At 31.6% G+C, this 18347-nt stretch carries 19 protein-coding genes and 6 pseudogenes; 6 read left to right on the top strand and 19 right to left on the bottom strand.

The features are described from left to right. Positions 1-143 precede the first annotated feature (143 nt). On the top strand, positions 144-458 hold the full coding sequence (locus MHI13_RS13305; protein WP_002433981.1) for a hypothetical protein: 315 nt from the start codon (positions 144-146) through the stop codon (positions 456-458). Between the two features lie 121 nt (positions 459-579). Here the strand turns inward: MHI13_RS13305 and MHI13_RS13310 are convergent, their stop codons facing one another. From MHI13_RS13310 to MHI13_RS13325, 4 genes are all read right to left on the bottom strand, one after another. After that, the gene (locus MHI13_RS13310; RefSeq protein ID WP_064210043.1) at positions 580-1383 is read right to left on the bottom strand and encodes a Cof-type HAD-IIB family hydrolase; all 804 of its coding nucleotides are present in this window, start codon (positions 1381-1383) and stop codon (positions 580-582) included. Positions 1384-1446: 63 nt separating this feature from the next. After that, positions 1447-2367: a homoserine kinase gene (gene thrB / locus MHI13_RS13315; protein ID WP_064210042.1), complete on the bottom strand. Its 921-nt coding sequence runs from the start codon at positions 2365-2367 to the stop codon at positions 1447-1449. Position 2368: 1 nt separating this feature from the next. Beyond that, positions 2369-3430 carry a threonine synthase gene (gene thrC / locus MHI13_RS13320; protein ID WP_064210041.1) on the bottom strand — a complete coding sequence of 354 codons (1062 nt, stop codon included), beginning with the start codon at positions 3428-3430 and terminating at the stop codon, positions 2369-2371. Between the two features lie 5 nt (positions 3431-3435). Beyond that, positions 3436-4716, bottom strand: a complete 1281-nt coding sequence (locus tag MHI13_RS13325; RefSeq protein ID WP_002433692.1) for a homoserine dehydrogenase — start codon at positions 4714-4716, stop codon at positions 3436-3438. Between the two features lie 188 nt (positions 4717-4904). Between MHI13_RS13325 and MHI13_RS13330 the strand changes: the two genes are divergently transcribed. Continuing rightward, the gene (locus MHI13_RS13330) at positions 4905-6281 is read left to right on the top strand and encodes an aspartate kinase (protein ID WP_064210040.1); all 1377 of its coding nucleotides are present in this window, start codon (positions 4905-4907) and stop codon (positions 6279-6281) included. Between the two features lie 69 nt (positions 6282-6350). On the opposite strand, the gene MHI13_RS13335 is transcribed toward MHI13_RS13330, so the two are convergent. Then, the gene (locus tag MHI13_RS13335; RefSeq protein ID WP_064210039.1) at positions 6351-6944 is read right to left on the bottom strand and encodes a hypothetical protein; all 594 of its coding nucleotides are present in this window, start codon (positions 6942-6944) and stop codon (positions 6351-6353) included. Between the two features lie 334 nt (positions 6945-7278). On the opposite strand from MHI13_RS13335, the gene MHI13_RS13340 reads away from it, so the two are divergent. Continuing rightward, positions 7279-8136, top strand: coding sequence for an NERD domain-containing protein (locus tag MHI13_RS13340; protein ID WP_064210038.1), 858 nt, complete (start codon positions 7279-7281; stop codon positions 8134-8136). A 61-nt stretch (positions 8137-8197) separates the two neighbouring features. Here the strand turns inward: MHI13_RS13340 and nucI are convergent, their stop codons facing one another. Beyond that, positions 8198-8734, bottom strand: a complete 537-nt coding sequence (gene nucI, locus MHI13_RS13345) for a thermonuclease NucI (RefSeq protein WP_002433760.1) — start codon at positions 8732-8734, stop codon at positions 8198-8200. Positions 8735-8894: 160 nt separating this feature from the next. Here nucI and MHI13_RS13350 point away from each other — a divergent pair, with 160 nt between their 5' ends. Both MHI13_RS13350 and MHI13_RS13355 read left to right on the top strand, forming a co-directional pair. Further along, entirely contained in the window at positions 8895-9083 is a 189-nt protein-coding gene (locus MHI13_RS13350; RefSeq protein ID WP_002433689.1) for a hypothetical protein, read from the top strand. 431 nt (positions 9084-9514) lie between these two features. Beyond that, positions 9515-9700, top strand: a complete 186-nt coding sequence (locus tag MHI13_RS13355) for a hypothetical protein (protein WP_002433828.1) — start codon at positions 9515-9517, stop codon at positions 9698-9700. A 16-nt stretch (positions 9701-9716) separates the two neighbouring features. Here MHI13_RS13355 and MHI13_RS13360 read toward each other — a convergent pair. From MHI13_RS13360 to MHI13_RS13370, 3 genes and pseudogenes are all read right to left on the bottom strand, one after another. After that, positions 9717-10007, bottom strand: a pseudogene (locus tag MHI13_RS13360) (response regulator transcription factor); the annotation flags it as partial. Between the two features lie 108 nt (positions 10008-10115). After that, a complete protein-coding gene (gene cls, locus MHI13_RS13365; protein WP_064210037.1) occupies positions 10116-11588 on the bottom strand; it encodes a cardiolipin synthase in 1473 nt (490 codons plus the stop codon). Between the two features lie 60 nt (positions 11589-11648). Further along, a complete protein-coding gene (locus tag MHI13_RS13370; protein WP_002433822.1) occupies positions 11649-11846 on the bottom strand; it encodes a hypothetical protein in 198 nt (65 codons plus the stop codon). Between the two features lie 317 nt (positions 11847-12163). Here MHI13_RS13370 and MHI13_RS13375 point away from each other — a divergent pair, with 317 nt between their 5' ends. Then, positions 12164-13189: a threonine aldolase family protein gene (locus MHI13_RS13375; RefSeq protein WP_064210036.1), complete on the top strand. Its 1026-nt coding sequence runs from the start codon at positions 12164-12166 to the stop codon at positions 13187-13189. Positions 13190-13537: 348 nt separating this feature from the next. On the opposite strand, the pseudogene MHI13_RS13380 reads toward MHI13_RS13375, so the two are convergent. The 10 genes and pseudogenes from MHI13_RS13380 to MHI13_RS13425 all read right to left on the bottom strand — a co-directional run. Next, positions 13538-13634, bottom strand: a pseudogene (locus MHI13_RS13380) (hypothetical protein); the annotation flags it as partial. A gap of 73 nt (positions 13635-13707) precedes the next feature. Next, on the bottom strand, positions 13708-13959 hold the full coding sequence (locus MHI13_RS13385) for a hypothetical protein (protein WP_064210035.1): 252 nt from the start codon (positions 13957-13959) through the stop codon (positions 13708-13710). Positions 13960-14095: 136 nt separating this feature from the next. Beyond that, positions 14096-14173: pseudogene (locus MHI13_RS23475) on the bottom strand (hypothetical protein); the annotation flags it as partial. Positions 14174-14382: 209 nt separating this feature from the next. After that, positions 14383-14866 (bottom strand): annotated as a pseudogene (locus tag MHI13_RS13395) (minor capsid protein); the annotation flags it as partial. 155 nt (positions 14867-15021) lie between these two features. After that, on the bottom strand, positions 15022-15174 hold the full coding sequence (locus MHI13_RS13400; protein ID WP_193750999.1) for a hypothetical protein: 153 nt from the start codon (positions 15172-15174) through the stop codon (positions 15022-15024). Then, a pseudogene (locus tag MHI13_RS13405) lies at positions 15165-15291 on the bottom strand (hypothetical protein); the annotation flags it as partial. The pseudogene MHI13_RS13405 and the gene MHI13_RS13400, both read right to left, overlap by 10 nt. A gap of 37 nt (positions 15292-15328) precedes the next feature. Further along, the gene (locus MHI13_RS13410; protein WP_023350352.1) at positions 15329-15577 is read right to left on the bottom strand and encodes a hypothetical protein; all 249 of its coding nucleotides are present in this window, start codon (positions 15575-15577) and stop codon (positions 15329-15331) included. Between the two features lie 422 nt (positions 15578-15999). After that, positions 16000-16462 (bottom strand): annotated as a pseudogene (locus tag MHI13_RS23480) (minor capsid protein); the annotation flags it as partial. 71 nt (positions 16463-16533) lie between these two features. Next, positions 16534-17874, bottom strand: coding sequence for a type I glutamate--ammonia ligase (gene glnA, locus MHI13_RS13420; RefSeq protein ID WP_002433573.1), 1341 nt, complete (start codon positions 17872-17874; stop codon positions 16534-16536). Between the two features lie 19 nt (positions 17875-17893). Beyond that, positions 17894-18262, bottom strand: a complete 369-nt coding sequence (locus tag MHI13_RS13425) for a MerR family transcriptional regulator (RefSeq protein WP_002433929.1) — start codon at positions 18260-18262, stop codon at positions 17894-17896. Between the last annotated feature and the right edge of the window lie 85 nt (positions 18263-18347).

An 18347-nucleotide genomic window follows, 5' to 3' on the forward strand; every position in this document is an offset into this window, starting at 1 on the left:
GTCGTCTTTTTATTTTATTACTTTCATTAATTGACTTTATTCTTTTTTAGAAAATAAACTTCTTTCACGGCAGCTTTGAATATTTTATGTTGAAAAGTAATCATGTATAATATAAGTAATAAAAAGGTTTAGAGGTGGATAACATGGTTGGACAAACTAACTTATTCGATGATGTTATAAAACAAGATGAACGTTTTGTCATTGTGGTTCAAGCCCTTGAAGAAAAAAATGGCAACTTATTAAAGCACACGCTAAGGGAATACCCTAGTTTAAAACATGATCAAATGAATGATTTATTTACACATCTCAAAGATGTATTTTTAGAAGAACCCTTCGAAGACAATCAATCAGCTTTTACTATTACAGTATATACTAATCTTGATTATGCTGCTGACCAAGTCTATGCACACATAAAAAGATATAAAGGGAAACATGATTGGACACATACTGCTAAATAAAAATAAACACTCAAGCTATTGTCAAAATGGAATAACGAAAAAATGGACTGGTATGAATAACTCTTCTTCCCAGTCCATTTAAATATGTTAAAACCTGTATTTTTAGTAATTTTATTTTAAGTTAGATTAATTTCTTCAACATATGAGGAATCCCCTCTGAATTGTTATCTAAGGTAACTACATCAGCGCTTTCTTTAAGTTCTTCACTAGCATTACCCATCGCAACTGAATAACCAGCTACGTCAAACATAGATTGATCGTTTAAACTATCTCCAAACACTACTACTTCTTCTAAATTAATATTTTCTTTCTTACATAATGCTTTGATTGCATTTCCTTTAGAGACATCTTTAGCCATAAATTCTAAGAAAAATGGTTTACTAGTCGTTACATCTATGTCCTCATTGAAGAAACCATTAAGATCTACACGTGCTTCAGTAATATTACCTACATAATCTACACCCATAACTTTAGGTACATCATGATTAATATATGATTTAATATCTTCGACTCTTTTCATTGGTAAACCAGTCAATTCAGATTCAATATTCATATATTCGTGATCACTATCATGAATGATATAACCGTTATCATACGTTAAAACTAGAAATCCTCTTTCTCTACAATAATCTACAATTAAATCAAAATTGTCTTTAGAAACTGGTTTACTTACTTCAACTTCTTCATTAGACATTTTAATTGTTTTGCCACCGTTGTAGCTAATTATAAAACTCTCGTTGTGATTTAACTGTAATTCTCTAGCTACGGGTATCATCCCTTCCGTAGGTCTACCAGATGCTAAAACTACGCTATATCCTTTATCTTGAATATCTATCAAATAGGATTTAGTTTCGGTTGACACTTCATTGTCACTGTTCATTAAAGTATCATCCATATCCAAAACTATCATTTTAAATTTACTCATATAGTAAAAGAACTCCTTCCGTGACTTAATCAAAAATCATTCTTATCTATATTTTACAATAGTTTAGGACTTTAGGTACACAACTTCTTCTATAACGCCATTCTCATTAATTGTAGCAAGCTCAGAGGTACAATGAGTGATTCGATCTCTTAATGCTCTTACTAATTCGCCACTACGTTCTCTAGGACACAAAGTTAAAATTGTAGGACCTGCACCACTGATGACAGTTGCGTATGCTTGGTGTTCTCGCGATAATTGGCGTACTTCCTCAAACTCTGGAATAAGATGTTGTCTAAACGGTTCATGAAACCCATCTTGTTCCATCATTTTACCAGCTAAGCCGTATTTATGTTGAATTAAGGCACATATCATAGTATTACTAATCGCACTATTTTGTACTGCTTTTTTATGTGAAAAGGTTTCAGGCAAAACATTTCTAGAGTCCTCTGTACGTAATTCATACGGTGGAATCGTTAGAATAATATCAACCTTAGGAACATCTATACGTGCGACATCTGTAACTTTTGTCTCTGGGTTATAATAGCCAGAAATTAATCCCCCATATATAGTTGGAGCAACATTATCAGGGTGACCTTCAATTTCAGTAGCTAATTGCAATAACTCATATTGTGATAATTGAATATTACCAAAATAGTTTGCAATATATAAAGCGCCCACTAGCGCTGAAGCAGAGGAACCTAATCCTCTAGCTAGTGGGATATCACTTCTCATTTCAATTTGTAAACAAGGTAATGTTACTTTATATTTTTCTGCAACTTCTTGTGCAACTTTATATATATAATTACTTTCATCTTTGGGTAACGTTTCTAATTCAGGACTATAATACAAGAATTCCCAAGCATGTCCTTTAATTTCTTTAATAGACATGTATAAATATTTATCTAATGCCATTCCTATAGAATCAAAACCTACGCCTAAATTAGCAGTTGAAGCTGGAATCTTAAGTTTTAGAACTTCTTCCATATCAAATTGCCCCTTTAATGTATTTTATGATACTGTCCTTTTCATTAGGTAAAGGTTGAATTGGGTTGTCCAATAAGGAGATTGCTGTATCTGGATCTTTTAAGCCATTACCAGTTAAAACTGCCACTACTTTTTTACCTTTTGGAAGTTTACCTGCTCTATGAAGTTTAATTAAACCTGCGATTGATGCGTTACTTGCTGGTTCACTAAACACACCTTCATTTGTAGTCATTAATTGATAAGCTTCAAGTATTTCATCATCTGTTACGCTATCTATTAATCCGTTAGATTCCTCTAATGCTTTAACTGCTTTCTGCCAACTTGCTGGGTTACCGATACGGATGGCTGTAGCAACTGTTTCTGGATTTTTGATAACTTTATTTTGAACAATTGGCGCTGCACCTGCTGCTTGGAAACCAAACAATTGAGGTAATTGACTACCTTTTTTCTCATTATATTCTTTAAAACCTTTCCAATAAGCAGTAATATTTCCGGCATTACCAACAGGAATTGCCAATACGTCTGGAGCTTGTTCTAATTGTTCAACGATTTCGAATGCCCCAGTTTTCTGTCCTTCAATTCTAAAAGGATTCACTGAGTTCACTAATTCAATATCGCTGTTCTCTTTAGCAATTTCTTTAACAATCTCTAGTGCTTCATCAAAGTTGCCTTCAATTGAGACAATTTCTGCACCATACATTACAGCTTGTGATAATTTTCCGAGTGCAATCTTGCCTTCAGGTATAACTACTATTGCTTTTAAACCTGCTCGCGCTGCATAAGCCGCTGCTGAAGCTGATGTATTTCCTGTAGATGCACATATCACTATCTTTTTACCCTGTTCCTTAGCTTTAGTGACCGCCATAACCATGCCACGATCTTTAAATGATCCTGTAGGGTTGGCACCTTCATATTTCACATACAATTCTATATCAAGTTTTTCAGATAACTTTTCACAATAAATAAGTGGTGTACTACCCTCGTTTAGAGTAATTTGTGGTGTTTCTTCACTAACTGGTAAATACTCTTTAAATTCTTGTACTAATCCTTGCCATCTTTTCATATTTATTAAACTCCTTCTACAGGATAAATCTTTTCGACTTCGTATCCTGATTTATTAAGAACATCCTCTGGAGATTGATCCAATCCTATAATTATCACTGCTACTGTATTCTCATCTCTTTCAGCAATTTGAAGTGACTTATGGAATGGCAACAGTGCTTTGATATCATTTTCAATCTTATCAACTGTTAAATGATTATTTTGTAAAACAATGTAGTAATTTAACTTTTCTTGGATTACAACAGGTTCTTCCCCATCCATCATCTCTCTCGTTTCATCAGTTTTTAATTCAAAATGAGGTGGCAACGTGTGAAGGTTCGATTCAAAGAATAAAGCTACATTGAGTAAATCACTTACAACAGCGCTTCCCGTGGCTAAGCTACCAGCGCCTTTACCATAAAACATTGTGTCTCCTACAGCATCACCTATAACATAAATAGCGTTATATTCATTCTCAACAGCTGCAAGTTGATGTGACTTATGAATGAGCGTTGGCTCAACTGAAGCGTGAACATGACCATTTTCATAAGTACCTTTACCAATTAGTTTTATTTTAAAGCCTAATTGATCAGCAGCATTTATATCTGATAATGTTGTTCCACTAATACCAGTTAACTTCACATCATTAAGTTTAATTACTTGGTTAAATGATAGATAAGATGTAATGACAACTTTACGCGCAGCATCGACACCTTCAACATCATCTGTAGGATCCGCTTCGGCAAATCCTAATCTTTGAGCTTCATCTAGAGCATCCTCGAAACTTGTCTGTTCTCGGGTCATTTTTGTAAGAATAAAATTAGAAGTTCCGTTCAAGATACCCATAAATTTTGAAATATTATTAGCGTTTAAACCATTATTAATCGCATTAACAATTGGAATACCGCCCGCAACACTTGCTTCAAATTTTAAGGCTACGCCATTACTCTCTGCTAAATCTTCCAATAATTTTAAATGAACTGCTAATAAATCTTTGTTAGCAGTTATCACATGTTTTTTATTTTTAAGTGCAGTTCTTAACCAATCGACTGTAGGTTCTATACCTCCCATTACCTCAACAACAATATCAATTGATTCATCCCCTAATATCTCATCAATATCTTCAGTTAAATGATATTGGCTAATATTTAATGGACGCTTTTTTGATTTATCACGTACTAAAATATGCTTAATAACAATATCTTTATTGATGGTATCTTTAATTTGTTGCCTATTCTCCTCAATAATTTTGACAACACCTGATCCAACAGTCCCTAGACCAAGTAATGCAATATTCAATTCTTTCATGTATCATACCTCCTATTGTGCTTTTGAGAAAAACAATTGTACAGTTGAAAAATACTAAATAATGGTTTAGTATAAAATTATTCTTAATTTTTGTAAAGTTCTTAATATTGAAAATATAAATCTATAGTACCATGCTTAATCAGAAAACTGAATAGAATTTTCTGATTTTTTAGAAAGGTTGATAACTCATGAAAGTTGCTAAATTCGGAGGTAGTTCTGTCTCCAATGCTAAACAAATTAAAAAAGTATTAGATATTGTAAATGGAGACCCTGAGCGCAAAATAATTATTGTTTCTGCCCCAGGTAAAAGGAGTAATGATGATACCAAAACAACTGATTTACTCATCCGTTTATATGAAAAAGTACTCAATGGTTTAGATTATCAAAATAAGAAAAAAGAAATTATTCAGCGTTATGCTGACATTGTAAAAGAGTTAGATATGGATGATGAAATATTAACTACCATTGATGAAACGTTAGAACTTTACATTAACCAACTTTATGATAAACCTTCACGTTTATACGACGCTTTATTATCATGTGGAGAAGATTTCAATGCGCAATTGATTGCAAGCTACAATAATAGTCAAGGTATCCCTACACGGTATGTTTCTCCTAAAGGAGCCGGACTCACTGTGACGGATTTGCCACAACAAGCTCAAATTATAGATTCTTCATATGAAAAGATTTATAAATTACGTAATTATAAAGAAAAGCTTATTATCCCTGGTTTCTTTGGAATTTCTAAACAAAATTATATTGTAACCTTCCCCCGAGGCGGTTCAGATATTACCGGTGCTATAATTGCTAGAGGTGTAAGAGCATCTCTTTATGAAAACTTCACTGATGTGTCAGGTATTTTCAAAGCAAATCCAACAATTATAGATAAGCCGGAGTTAATTGAAGAGATTACTTATAGAGAAATGCGAGAACTTTCATATGCAGGGTTTGGAGTTTTTCATGATGAAGCGCTACAACCTTTATATAAGGATCGGATACCTGTTGTAATAAAAAATACGAATCGCCCAAATGATAAAGGTACTTATATTCGACATGATAGAGAAGTAAATTCGGACAATGTAATTAGTGGTATAAGTTGCGACAAAGGCTTTACAGTTATCAATATTAAGAAATATTTGATGAATAGACAGGTAGGATTTACACGAAAGATTCTAGCCGTATTAGAGGAGTTTAATATCTCATTCGATCACATGCCATCTGGTATTGATAATATCAGTATTATTATGCGTACGAATCAAATTAAAGGTAAAGAAAGTCAAGTTTTAAATGAAATCAGAAAACGGTGTGAAGTAGATGAACTTAGCGTCGATCACGATCTAGCAATTTTAATGATTGTTGGAGAAGGAATGAATCAAGTAGTTGGTACAGCGAGTAAAATCACTCATGCACTTTCAGAATCTAATATTAACTTAAAAATGATTAACCAAGGGGCTTCTGAAATATCAATGATGTTCGGTATACGAGTTGAAGATGCAGAAAAAGCTGTCCTATCAACTTATGAATTTTGTTACCATGGTATTTGTTTAAAAAATTTATGTTCATAAAAGATAAAAAGATTTCTACAATACATATACTACTTTAGTCTATATTAAGTGTATGTCGTAGAAATCTTTTTATGATATTTTTCTATTATTTATTACCGCTTCTTCAATACGTTTTTTCCCTACTACTAATTTTAAAATATAAAATTGATAATAACTTAGTGAATCAATCACAGCCTTATAATTTGAAAATTGATGATAATTTTGATTATCCATTAAATCATACATTAAAACTATTTCAGGTTTTATATAATCTACATTCCAGTTTAATGAGTGAAAATAAATATTATTTTTTGGTAAACGGATTTTATTATCTAATCTGAATATCCACTGATCATTTACTACATCATAAACGAAAATATTGAGAACCATATTTCCATCTTTAAATACTTCTACATGGGCAACTTCAGATAATGAAAGTTTTTTATTCTTCGAACCCCCATTTGCCTTACCATAATATTCTATAGTGAAATCCTTAGGTATAACTTTGACGATTTCAATTAATTTTTTGCGTTCAACGCAAATATCCACTTTATTAGGTAACTTAAACTCATCATTCAAAAACAACTGCATCGCAACTTCACCATGAAATTTAAAAATATGAGTAGATGTATCCATTAATATCTTAACTATTTGGTCGACTGGTTTTTGTGCTTCAAGTTTCATTCGTACACCTCCTTAAGCAAGCGCTTTCATAAATTTAATTATACATTCGAAATATACAATTATCAAACGCAGAATTGTGAACATTTAGTAAATTAAAATTAATATATTTATAAAGTATAGCCTTTTCATATATACATAAAAACAAAAAGAGTTATATTACGTTCTTTTAGATATTGAGTAAAGATTTCGATTTCTTAAAATTTTGTAAACATTAAATATAGCGCAAGAAAGTTTAATCATTATTTGTACTCATAATGATTGAACTCAAATTTTAAGACGTATATAATGTGTTTTGAAATTAGAATTTAAAATCTTAAGATTTGGGTGAATATTTATGTCTGTAACGGTCATTTTATCTGTAATTATTATTATTTTGATTATAGCTATTGTCTTAAATCAAAGATATATGAAAGATAGAGTTGAGACTGAAGAATATGCTAGAAATCAATTAATTGCTAAAAACTCAACTTTAAGTGAAGAAAATTTAGCTTTAAAGAATCAAATGTTAAGTTCTAATAACGATGTAGGACACCATGCTTTTAAAAATGCTAAGCGTGAGTTACAAAAGATTTTGGATCGCTTTAAAGAAAACGGTCGATTAAAAACATATTCAATTGTTTCTACAAATAATTTAGCTGTGAAACACCCATTATTTGAATATGCAAGATCATTTGATTTTATTATTGTCACTGATGTAGGACTCATCAATGTCGACGTAAAAAATTGGAATCAAAAAACTTTCTACCATTTCGACGTTCCAGATAAACATTTTGAAGAAAAGAATCAACCCTATGATACTGATCAAATAGTAGGTCATTATGTAAGTAGTAGATATCATAGCCAATTCAATACGACACGTACAGGTGTCTATACATTTACAGAAATCTTACAAGATAATCGTGTGATATATGAATTTTATGATCAAGATCCATACCAACAAGCTGCAAATAATGCTAAAGCACTTAAAGATCAAATTGAATCAGATTATCAATTTAAGATACAAAGTATCGGCGTTGTTTATTTCAGTGATGGTAGCGTAAATATTATTGAAGGTTCAGATGAAAGTGATAAATATGTGGATACAGTATCTACTCAATCTTCTCTTGAAAAGGTCATAGAAGATGCTATACAACTTTCTAAGCACCCTCTCAATGATGAACAAGTCCAAGAAATATCTGAGAGTTTTAAATAACATATCATAGCTTAAAAAGGCCAAGAAGATTGATAGTAAATCCTCTTGGCCTTTAAATATATTAACTCCATAAGTTCACTTTATTTTGTTTCGCCTCTTCTTGTGCTTTTTTAAGAATTTGTCTGTACTTACCATTTGGAGAATAGTATTTCTCTCTAGCTAACCCCTTCTCAACTAGCTCTCTATTAAACATCCTATTTTTACTTAGCCAAACGTAAGCTAAAGTTCGACCATATCTATCATTTTTTTCTTTATCATACTCTAAATAAACATATTTGTGTGTTAACTCTTTCTTACTATAATTTGACGCTTCTTTACCATAGGGTTGAACAGGAGTATTAGGTTTAACCGTTTCAGGCGTGTCCATACCAATCATTCTAACTTTAATGCGCTCACCATCTTTCTTAGCAAGAAAAGTATCTCCATCCACTACACGCTCAACGTAGACTTTGTCCTTCCCTTTCAAATCTGCGCTTTGATTTTCTTCCGTTGATTGATGAGCACCGAATGGCCCATCATGGTTAATAAATTGAAATAGTATTACTATTATTGCGATTAATGCAACAACAATTAGCGATAATCCTTTTTTTGATTTCATAGATGTCACCTTACTTCACGTTATATTCTGATTTATGTTAAATAAAAATCACTTTGTAGTCAATATTAAATTTAAACTGATAAATCAAAAGCTTCTTCTAATAGTTATTTTTTCAAAATGTAAGCTCATGCTATAATATGTAATGTTAGGAGTGAAATAGATGGATTCATCTAATGAAAATAAAATATCTTTAATCGCAATTATTGTAGCAATAATCATAGGCGTAGTATTACAAATAGTATTTAAATTACCTATTATAGTAAGTGTTGTAGTAGCCTTATTATTAGGCATTTTAGTTGGTTTCATTGTATACATTATTCAATCAACACTAAATAAAAGGAAAAAGTGAAGGTAAAATGGTCTAAGGAAAATTTAAACTTCAAAGGGAAAGTTCAAATGGCTTCTCTTAAGTTAGACTATCCTAAGGAAGAGAAGTCGTAAAAAATAAAAAAATTCAATTAATAATAATAGAATTTTTACGAACCATACGCAAAGCGTATGGTTTTTTATGTTAATAAGGCTTTTGCAAAAATATATTTAGCTAAAACCAAATTTAAAATATTTTACAAATTAGGAGTAATAATTATCTAAAGTGGTATAGTTACAGAAATAATATGATATCTATTTTTACAACTAAACTATTCAGCTTTATTTTATAGAAGAATAATTTTTATAAATGTATCTCCGACATAAAAGTTGTAAGTAGATAAAGTCTAAATTTATTTACAATTTTATTAAGACTAACATATTTACAACACTTATGATTGGAGGTACGAAACGATGGAAATTTTAGATTGTATCATCGACACAAACTCTGTGACGTATAAAGTGAAAACAGCTAAAGGAAGAATATTTCAACACACCTTGAGTATTGAAACACCCACACACAAAGTTGTAGAAATTTTATCACTATTATCTAATTATGTAGATAAAACTGACCGCCCGAAATTAATAATTAAAAAGTAATATATTCTATCAAAGTTTATATCCATCCTTTAGCAATTGCTTTTTTCCATGCATCAAAGCGATTTTCAGAGCACATTTTATCAATAATCGTACTTGTATAATTCCTAACAGTACCATTAGACAAGTACAATTTTTCAGCAATTTCTTTACTACTTAAACCTATGCCTATTTCTTTTAATACAACTTGTTCCTTATGCGTTAATGGATTTGACTCACTAAATAAAGTAGTCATCAATGAGGTACTATATTCTTTTTCACCATTCATAACTTTATAAATAGTATTGACTAAATCTTCTACAGATTTGTCATTATTAGTACGTGACATTTATCATTTATTTTTTTAGTTTACATAATAAAGTTATTAGCAACTAAAAAACCTCGCTCTTTCGAACGAGGATTCTACTTAATTATTAGTTTATAAAATTGGTGAAATTAACTTAGCTAAATCTTCTTTAAACTTAATTGAAAGTGGACGTTGCTCATATTTTTCTTTGGTAAGAAGTTTTGATTTCTTCACGTCTTCTTCGAAAGCATGACGTAATTGTTGTGCAATTTCTTTGTCGTATACAAAAGCATTAATTTCAAAGTTTAACTCGAAACTTCTAAAGTCCATGTTCGCACTACCTACAGATGAAACTTCATCATCGATCATCAATATTTTAGAATGTATAAATCCATTCTGATAAGTATAAATTTTTACACCACTATCTAACAAATCAGCTGCATTTGAAAATGTAGCCCAATATACAAATGGATGATCAGGTTTACATGGAATCATCAAATTGACGTCTACCCCACTATTTGCAGCCATTTTCAGCGCGTTAATATAAGATTGATCTGGTATAAAGTAAGGGCTTTGAAGATAAATTGATTTTCTTGCACTCATTATCATTTTTGTATAACCATATTCAATTTGGTGAAGATCGAAAGCTGGTCCACTCGATGCAATTTGTAATGCTTTATCTCCTTTTTCTCCAGTCTTTTTAGGGAAATATTTTTGGTCATATTCGAACTGTGGTCGATGTGCTTGTGAGTTCCAATCCAGAATAAATCTTAGTTGCAATGCGTCAATACTATCACCTTGAACACGAAGGTGTGTATCTCTCCAATAACCTAATTTACCTAGACCTAAATAGTCGTCACCTATATTAAAACCACCGACATAGCCAACTTGACCATCTATGATAATAATTTTTCTGTGATTTCGGTTATTCATTCTAAAGTTGATGATAGGTAATTTAGAAGCAAAAAAGGCTTCAACCTCTCCACCTAGAGACTTAAATTTTTTAAATTTAGCCATATTCACTTTTTTCGAACCTACATCATCATATAATAATTTGACTTCTAAGCCTTCTTTGAGTTTAGTTTCTAACGCATCGATAATACGATTCCCCAGGCCATCAAGTTCAAATGTATAATACTCCAGATGAATATAATTTTTAGCATTATAAATATCCTCTATAACTTTATCAAAGAGTTTATGACCGTCCGTAAATAATTCAATTTTATTATTCTCTGTTAAAAAAGCATCTTGTTTCATCAATAACATTCGGATTAAATCATGATGTTTTGTTACTTGGTCGTTTGGAGAATTAAAATTTAATTTTTCAAAGCTATCTGCTTGTGCTTTAACTAAATCTTGGAAAGCATCCAACTCTTTTCCGTTATTTTTCTCTAGCTTTTTCTTAGAAACAGTTCGACCTAGGAATAAGTAAAGAATGAATCCAACTATTGGTAATAAGAAAAGTACAAATAACCATGCCCATGTGGAACTTGCACTTCGTCGGTCCTTTTCCAAGAAAATGATAATAAAAGCAAGTATCAAATTGATGATAAATCCTAGGACTAATAAAATCGCTAAAATAGTACCAAAATATCCTAAATTCATGAATGTTAACTCCTATATGTATTTCCACCTGAATCATCTCAAGTGGATATTTCTCTTATATTATTCTTTAGTAACTAAAGTTACTATTGCGTTATAATCTTCTTCTATATTTGGAAACTTTCGCTCCTCAATTTGTTTAATAGTGATATTTAATAAGCTATATGCACTACCTTCATCTGACTTAAGAAAATCATTAACGCTTTTTTCCAATCTTTCAATAGAATCTTCTGTAAATGTTTTGAATTTAATTTGTTGCATAAGGTACATTCCCCTTTCTTTATGTTGATTAAATGATAGAACTTTTCATATAAAAATTCAATTATTACAGAAACAATTTGTTTAATTACCACTTATTTAAATAGGTTGTTCGGAATATATTTTAATTTTAGTTATCATGATGTATAATAACAACATTCGATTGAATATTCAGAATTATCTATCTTTTGATATTTTTATTAGTTAATCATTTCTTGTTTTCTACCCCTAAAAATGAGAATTTATTTTCTAATAAAAGTGAATCATCAAGATGTATTGAATAATATTGAAGATTGGATTTAACTTAGGAGGGAAAGTTAATGATTTCATTTGAAAATGATTACTTAGAAGGTGCACATGAGAAAGTACTCAAACGACTTATTGATACAAACATGGTTCAAGCTGCTGGATACGGCTTTGATGACTTCTCATCACAAGCAGCTGATAAAATTAGAGAAACTATCAAGTGTCCTGAGGCAACTGTAAGATTTTTAGTTGGCGGAACTCAAACAAACCAAGTAGTTATCAATTCTATGTTGAAAAGTTACGAAGGTGTTATATCAGCAGATACGGGACATGTGGCGGTTCATGAAGGTGGCGCGATTGAATTTAGTGGCCATAAAGTTTTAGCCATCCCATCAGAAGAAGGAAAAATATCCGCTAAAGGTGTTGAAGCTTACTTAGAAACTTTTTATAGTGACTTCAAAAAAGAACATATGGTATTTCCGGGGATGGTTTATATTTCTCATCCTACAGAATATGGCACACTATATACAAAAGAGGAATTAAATAGTTTAGCCAAAGTTTGTCGTCAACATGAGATACCATTATTTATGGATGGTGCTAGACTCGGTTACGGGTTGATGAGTGAAAATACCGACGTCACTATTGAAGATGTAGCTAAATATTGTGACATCTTTTATATTGGTGGTACTAAAATAGGTGCACTATGTGGTGAGGCAATTGTATTCACTAAGAATAATGAGCCAAAAAACTTTACAACCATTATTAAACACCATGGCGCTTTACTAGCTAAAGGTCGATTAACTGGTATCCAATTCTTAGAGTTATTTACAGATGATTTATATTTTAAAATTAGTAAACATGCGATTGATATGGCTAAGAAAGTCAAAAACGGATTTTTAGAAAAAGGATATCAAGTCTATTTTGATTCACCCACGAACCAACAATTCTTTATACTCAGTAACGATAAAATAAAAGAATTAGAGAAGAAAGTTAAATTCGCAGTGTGGGAAAAATATGATGATAATCACCGTGTTGTAAGATTTGCGACTAGTTGGGCAACTACTGAAGAAAATGTAGAACAGTTGTTGAAGTTAATTTAATATACTGCTATTTAAATTTGAAGAGATTTCGTCTATTCTTAATTTACTTTGGAAATAAAAGGTTAATGATTGATTATTGTGAGAATGCGACGAGATCTTTTTATTATGGTTAATTTATTAAAATTTGAACACCGGACTCATTGAGCATTGAACTGGTTTCATTTTTGCCAGTTTTTCAGCCTCCTAGATGACATCCTTAATACGTTCATCAGATTTTTTCTCTAGCTAAACGGTCTTTAATCATTTGAGATACTTCTTCTTGGGAGAATGTTTTCTCATTTTGCTGTGATTATTCATGAGTTGTTTCTATACTCTCATTATGCTTCGTTTCTTCAATAATATTACTTTGATTGTTCTCCATGAGATATACCTCCGTTTATAGTCTGTCGACTGCGTATTCCATACTTGCTTTTATAACGTCATCAGCACGTTTTGGACATAAAAAATAACCTTCCGTAGAAGGTTAAAAAAGCGTATAAAAATAGCACCACTTTCTATATATTTGTGTAGAAAGGATGCTAATACCAAGCAACTAAATGATTTTCTGGAAATTCTTTATTTTCTATAAAAGTTCTAATAGCAAAGAAAGCTTTATTTCTATAAGCTAAAATGTTTTTTTCAATTTCAATCTTTGATAAATTATAATCTATTACCTTTGAATCTAATTTATTTACCGTTATTTTACCCTTACCATTTTCTATCTTATCTTGTGGAATATATTCATATACTATAACTTGATTATCTTCTTTTAGCTTTTTCATAATAAGCAACTGAATCACCCTATTTCTCAATATAACTAGCAAAATCGTATTTTCTTTCTACAATTTCGTGAGCTTCTCTATAGTTATAATTATACTTATTCATTAAATAATGTTCAAGCGCTTCGTGACGCAACAGAATCAAATCTCGCTCTTTAATATTTTTACCTTCTCTTAAACGTTGCCAACTTACAGCAATATTATAATCTGGATAAAAATTATTAATACCGTTATTTAATCTATATTTATTCTCAAACAAATGTTCATAAGCTCTTTTCACTAGGTTTTTATTTAAATTTGTATTTTTAGAAATTTTATCTATTTCTATATTTTTATTTCGTTTTCTGACTGATTGATAATAAATTATTGCATGATTATCTCTCTTTTCTTGGTAAGGATCATTTAAATTATTTAACGCTCCAGAAAGCCTTGTTATTTTTTCATGTTCATTTTTTTATTTTCTACTTGATACATACCTTCACGCTCTTTAAAGAACTTGTCTCGCCAACTGCCGACATGCGGTACTGTAGTACTTCTGCACCAAGGGTGCATAGGTGGAGCATTAACTCCAGGTATCATATCTTTAACTTTAAATACTTTGCCATTTAATGTGTGACATATTTTAGATGTTTTCTTGTCAATTTTTGCTACATACTTGTACTCGCCATCTTCACCTAAATCTTTAAGATAAGTTAGCTTCTGTGATTCAGCTTGAACACGTGCTGATCCAGTAACTAACAATCTACTTGCATTATAAATATTTGTAACAGTATGTTTCTCATAAACAGTTACATACTCACTAGGATGTCTCCCTCTAAGTAACATTACTCGTCGTTCTTTCCACTTCTTTTTGAACTATAGCCATATCTTGCCATACTCTTCTAGACCATTTCACACCTTTAAAATTACTATTAACAACACAAAAAAGAGCCGAGACAGTTTCGCCTCAGCTCTTACCCCTATTGTGGTTCCCCTGTTTTGTTTAGCGCTTTAGTATTGTTTCATGTACTGCTCGCGTTCCCATTCATTTTTGCCAGTTTTTCAGCCTCTTGAATGGCATCCTTAATACGTTCATCAGATTTTTTCTCTAGCTAAACGATCTTTAATCATTTGAGATACTTCTGCTTGGGAGAATGTGTGCTCCTTTTGCTGTGATTGTTCATGAATTGTTTCTGAATTATCATTGTGCTTCGTTTCTTCAGTAATATTACTTTGGTTGTTTTCCATGAGATATACCTCCGTTTATAGTCTGTCGACTGCGTATTCCATACTTGCTTTTATAACGTCATCAGCACGTTTTGGACATAAAAAAATAACCTTCCGTAGAAGGTTAAAAAAGCGTATAAAAATAGCACCTTAATCTATATCTTTGTTAGGTGCTCTATCCCCAAGCTACAAGTTCAGATTTGGGAAACATTTTTTTACTGGTATTCAATTCTATTCTTTCGATAGCATGTATAAAATAATTATCTTTTTCTTTATCTTCTATCTCAGATTTTTCAGCATTGATAATTTGAAGACTGTCTATATTCACATGAATAACACCTGGCTTAATATTTTCATTATCATTAGGATAATATTTATATATAACAGTCTGGTTATTTTTTTCTTGAAGTTTTAAAATTAGCAAATAATCTCACCTCTATTTAATTAATGCGCTGTAATTGTATTTTTTTCAGAAAGTATATGTGCTTCTTTATAACTTAAATAATACTTATTCATTAAAAAGTGTTCAAGTGCTTCGTGCTTTAGCATTATTACATCCATAGATTTAATATTTTTCCCTTCTCTCAATCTTTGCCAACTTTGAGCCATATAAAAATCAGGGTCAAATTGTTTAATGCCATTGTCTAGTAGATACTTGTTCTCAAATAGGTGTTCATAAACTCTTTTAATCGCTTTTTCATTCATATTCACATTGTTTGCAATAGTTTTTATCTCTGCCAGTTTATCACGATTTTTTACTGAATTATAATACGTTTGTGCGTGCTTTCTTCTTTTAACACCGTATTCATCATTTTTGTTACTAAGTGCACCTGACTCGCTAAGGTAATCTTTAATCTGATACTTACCTTTACGTTCAGTAAAGAATTTATCCCGCCAGTTTCCCACATGTGGTACTGTAGTACTTCTGCACCATGGATGCATTGGTGGAGCATTGATGCCTGGAACCATGTCTTTAACTTTAAATACTTTGCCATTTAATGTGTGACATATTTTAGATGTTTTTTTATCTATTTTGGCCACATATTTATATTCGCCATCTTCACCTAATTCTTTAAGATAAGTTAGCTTCTGTGATTCAGCCTGCACACGTGCAGATTCAGTAACTAACAATCTACTTGCATTATAAATATTTGTAACAGTATGTTTCTCATATACAGTTACATACTCATTGGGATGTCTCCCTCTAAGTAACATTACTCGTCGTTCTTTCCACTTCTTTTTGAACTATAGCCATATCTTGCCATACTCTTCTAGACCATTTCACACCTTTAAAATTACTATTAACAACATAAAAAAGAGCCGAGACAGTTTCGCCTCAGCTCTTACCCCTAATGTGGTTCCCCTATTTTGTTTAGCGCTTTAGTATTGTTTCATGTACTGCTCGCGTTCCCATTCAGAAACTTGAGTACGGTAATAATCCCATTCAATTGATTTAGAGTTAATAAATTGATTGTAAATGTGATTTCCTAAAGCTTTTTTGATTGAAGGATTTTCACGCATTGATTTTAACGCAGTATACAATGTTGATGGTAAGTCTTGGATGCCAACTGCTTCTCGTTCTTCACGATTCATTTCGTAGATATTTTGATTTACTGGTTCTGGTACTTCTAGTTTATTCTTAATACCGTCTAATCCTGCTTCAAGGATTGCTGCTAAAGCCATGTAAGGGTTAGCTGCAGGGTCAACTGAACGTACTTCAATACGAGTTGATAATCCTCTTGAAGAAGGTACACGTACTAATGGAGAACGGTTTTTACCACTCCAAGCGATATAACATGGAGCTTCGTAACCTGGCACTAAACGTTTATATGAGTTTACTAGAGGGTTACATACTGCAGTGAAACCACGTGCATTTTTAAGAACACCTGCTGTAAATTGATAAGCTGTTTCTGTTAATTGCATTTCGCCATTTGGATCGTAGAATGCATTTTCTTTACCTTTGAATAGTGAAACGTTAAAGTGCATTCCGCTTCCGTTAACACCAAATAATGGTTTAGGCATAAATGTCGCATGTAAATTATGTTTACGAGCAATAGTTTTTACAACAAGTTTGAATGTTTGAATATTATCACATGCTGTTACAGCATCTGCATATTTAAAGTCAATTTCATGTTGACCAGGTGCAACTTCATGGTGACTTGCTTCAATATCAAAGCCCATATCCTCTAATTCTAATACGATATCACGACGGCAATTTTCACCTAAGTCTGTAGGTGCTAAGTCGAAGTAACCACCATCATCATTAAGTTCTAAAGTTGGTTCACCTTTTTCATCTAATTTGAATAAGAAGAATTCTGGTTCAGGCCCTAAGTTGAAGTCTGTGAATCCCATATCTTCCATTTCTTTTAAAACTCGTTTTAAGTTAGCACGTGGATCGCCTTCAAATGGAGTACCATCTGTTTTAAATACATCACAGATTAAACGTGCAACTTTACCTTGTCCAGCAGTCCATGGGAAAATTACCCAAGTATCTAAATCTGGATGTAAATACATATCAGATTCTTCAATTCTTACAAATCCTTCGATTGAAGAACCATCAAACATCATTTCATTATCTAAAACTTTTTCTAATTGGCTAACAGGAACCTCTACGTTTTTAATTGTTCCTAAAATATCAGTAAATTGTAATCTTAAATATCTTACGTTTTCCTCTTCAGCAAACTTACGAATATCATCTTTTGTAAAACTACGTTTTGGCATGGTTTTAATCCTCCAAATTTTATTTAATAAATCTTGATAAGTCACCACGATTTATTGGTAATGTTTCGCTACGCGGTTTCTGTGTTGCATCTACAATCATTCTTTTTCTAGTCTCTTGTTCGTCTGTCGATAAGTGATCTTGGTCATCAAAAATGATTTGTTTAATACCTTTAATGTTAAAACCCTTTTCAATTAAAGATTTAATTTCTAAAAGTCTATCCAAATCATTCATTGAAAATAACCTTTTGTTACCTTCAGTTCTTTCAGGTGTAATGAGTTCATGTGTCTCATAGTATCGAATTTGTCTTGGACTTAGTTCGGTTAATTTACTCACTACACTCATAGAGAATACGGCCATGTTACGTCTGATAGAATCGTTAGACTGCACTTGAACCTCTCCTCTACTTTTGAACTTGTCATTAATTTAGCATAGTTTTATCGATAATACAAAAGTATGTAAGGTTTTCTAACAT

This window comes from Staphylococcus sp. FSL K6-0223, from assembly GCF_038008285.1.

Coding starts and splice junctions, on each gene's coding strand:
- MHI13_RS13305 (WP_002433981.1), top strand. CDS start 144: ATGGTTGGACAAACTAACTTATTCGATGATGTTATAAAACAAGATGAA.
- MHI13_RS13310 (WP_064210043.1), bottom strand. CDS start 1,383: ATGAGTAAATTTAAAATGATAGTTTTGGATATGGATGATACTTTAATG.
- thrB (WP_064210042.1), bottom strand. CDS start 2,367: ATGGAAGAAGTTCTAAAACTTAAGATTCCAGCTTCAACTGCTAATTTA.
- thrC (WP_064210041.1), bottom strand. CDS start 3,430: ATGAAAAGATGGCAAGGATTAGTACAAGAATTTAAAGAGTATTTACCA.
- MHI13_RS13325 (WP_002433692.1), bottom strand. CDS start 4,716: ATGAAAGAATTGAATATTGCATTACTTGGTCTAGGGACTGTTGGATCA.
- MHI13_RS13330 (WP_064210040.1), top strand. CDS start 4,905: ATGAAAGTTGCTAAATTCGGAGGTAGTTCTGTCTCCAATGCTAAACAA.
- MHI13_RS13335 (WP_064210039.1), bottom strand. CDS start 6,944: ATGAAACTTGAAGCACAAAAACCAGTCGACCAAATAGTTAAGATATTA.
- MHI13_RS13340 (WP_064210038.1), top strand. CDS start 7,279: ATGTCTGTAACGGTCATTTTATCTGTAATTATTATTATTTTGATTATA.
- nucI (WP_002433760.1), bottom strand. CDS start 8,734: ATGAAATCAAAAAAAGGATTATCGCTAATTGTTGTTGCATTAATCGCA.
- MHI13_RS13350 (WP_002433689.1), top strand. CDS start 8,895: ATGGATTCATCTAATGAAAATAAAATATCTTTAATCGCAATTATTGTA.
- MHI13_RS13355 (WP_002433828.1), top strand. CDS start 9,515: ATGGAAATTTTAGATTGTATCATCGACACAAACTCTGTGACGTATAAA.
- cls (WP_064210037.1), bottom strand. CDS start 11,588: ATGAATTTAGGATATTTTGGTACTATTTTAGCGATTTTATTAGTCCTA.
- MHI13_RS13370 (WP_002433822.1), bottom strand. CDS start 11,846: ATGCAACAAATTAAATTCAAAACATTTACAGAAGATTCTATTGAAAGA.
- MHI13_RS13375 (WP_064210036.1), top strand. CDS start 12,164: ATGATTTCATTTGAAAATGATTACTTAGAAGGTGCACATGAGAAAGTA.
- MHI13_RS13400 (WP_193750999.1), bottom strand. CDS start 15,174: ATGGAAAACAACCAAAGTAATATTACTGAAGAAACGAAGCACAATGAT.
- glnA (WP_002433573.1), bottom strand. CDS start 17,874: ATGCCAAAACGTAGTTTTACAAAAGATGATATTCGTAAGTTTGCTGAA.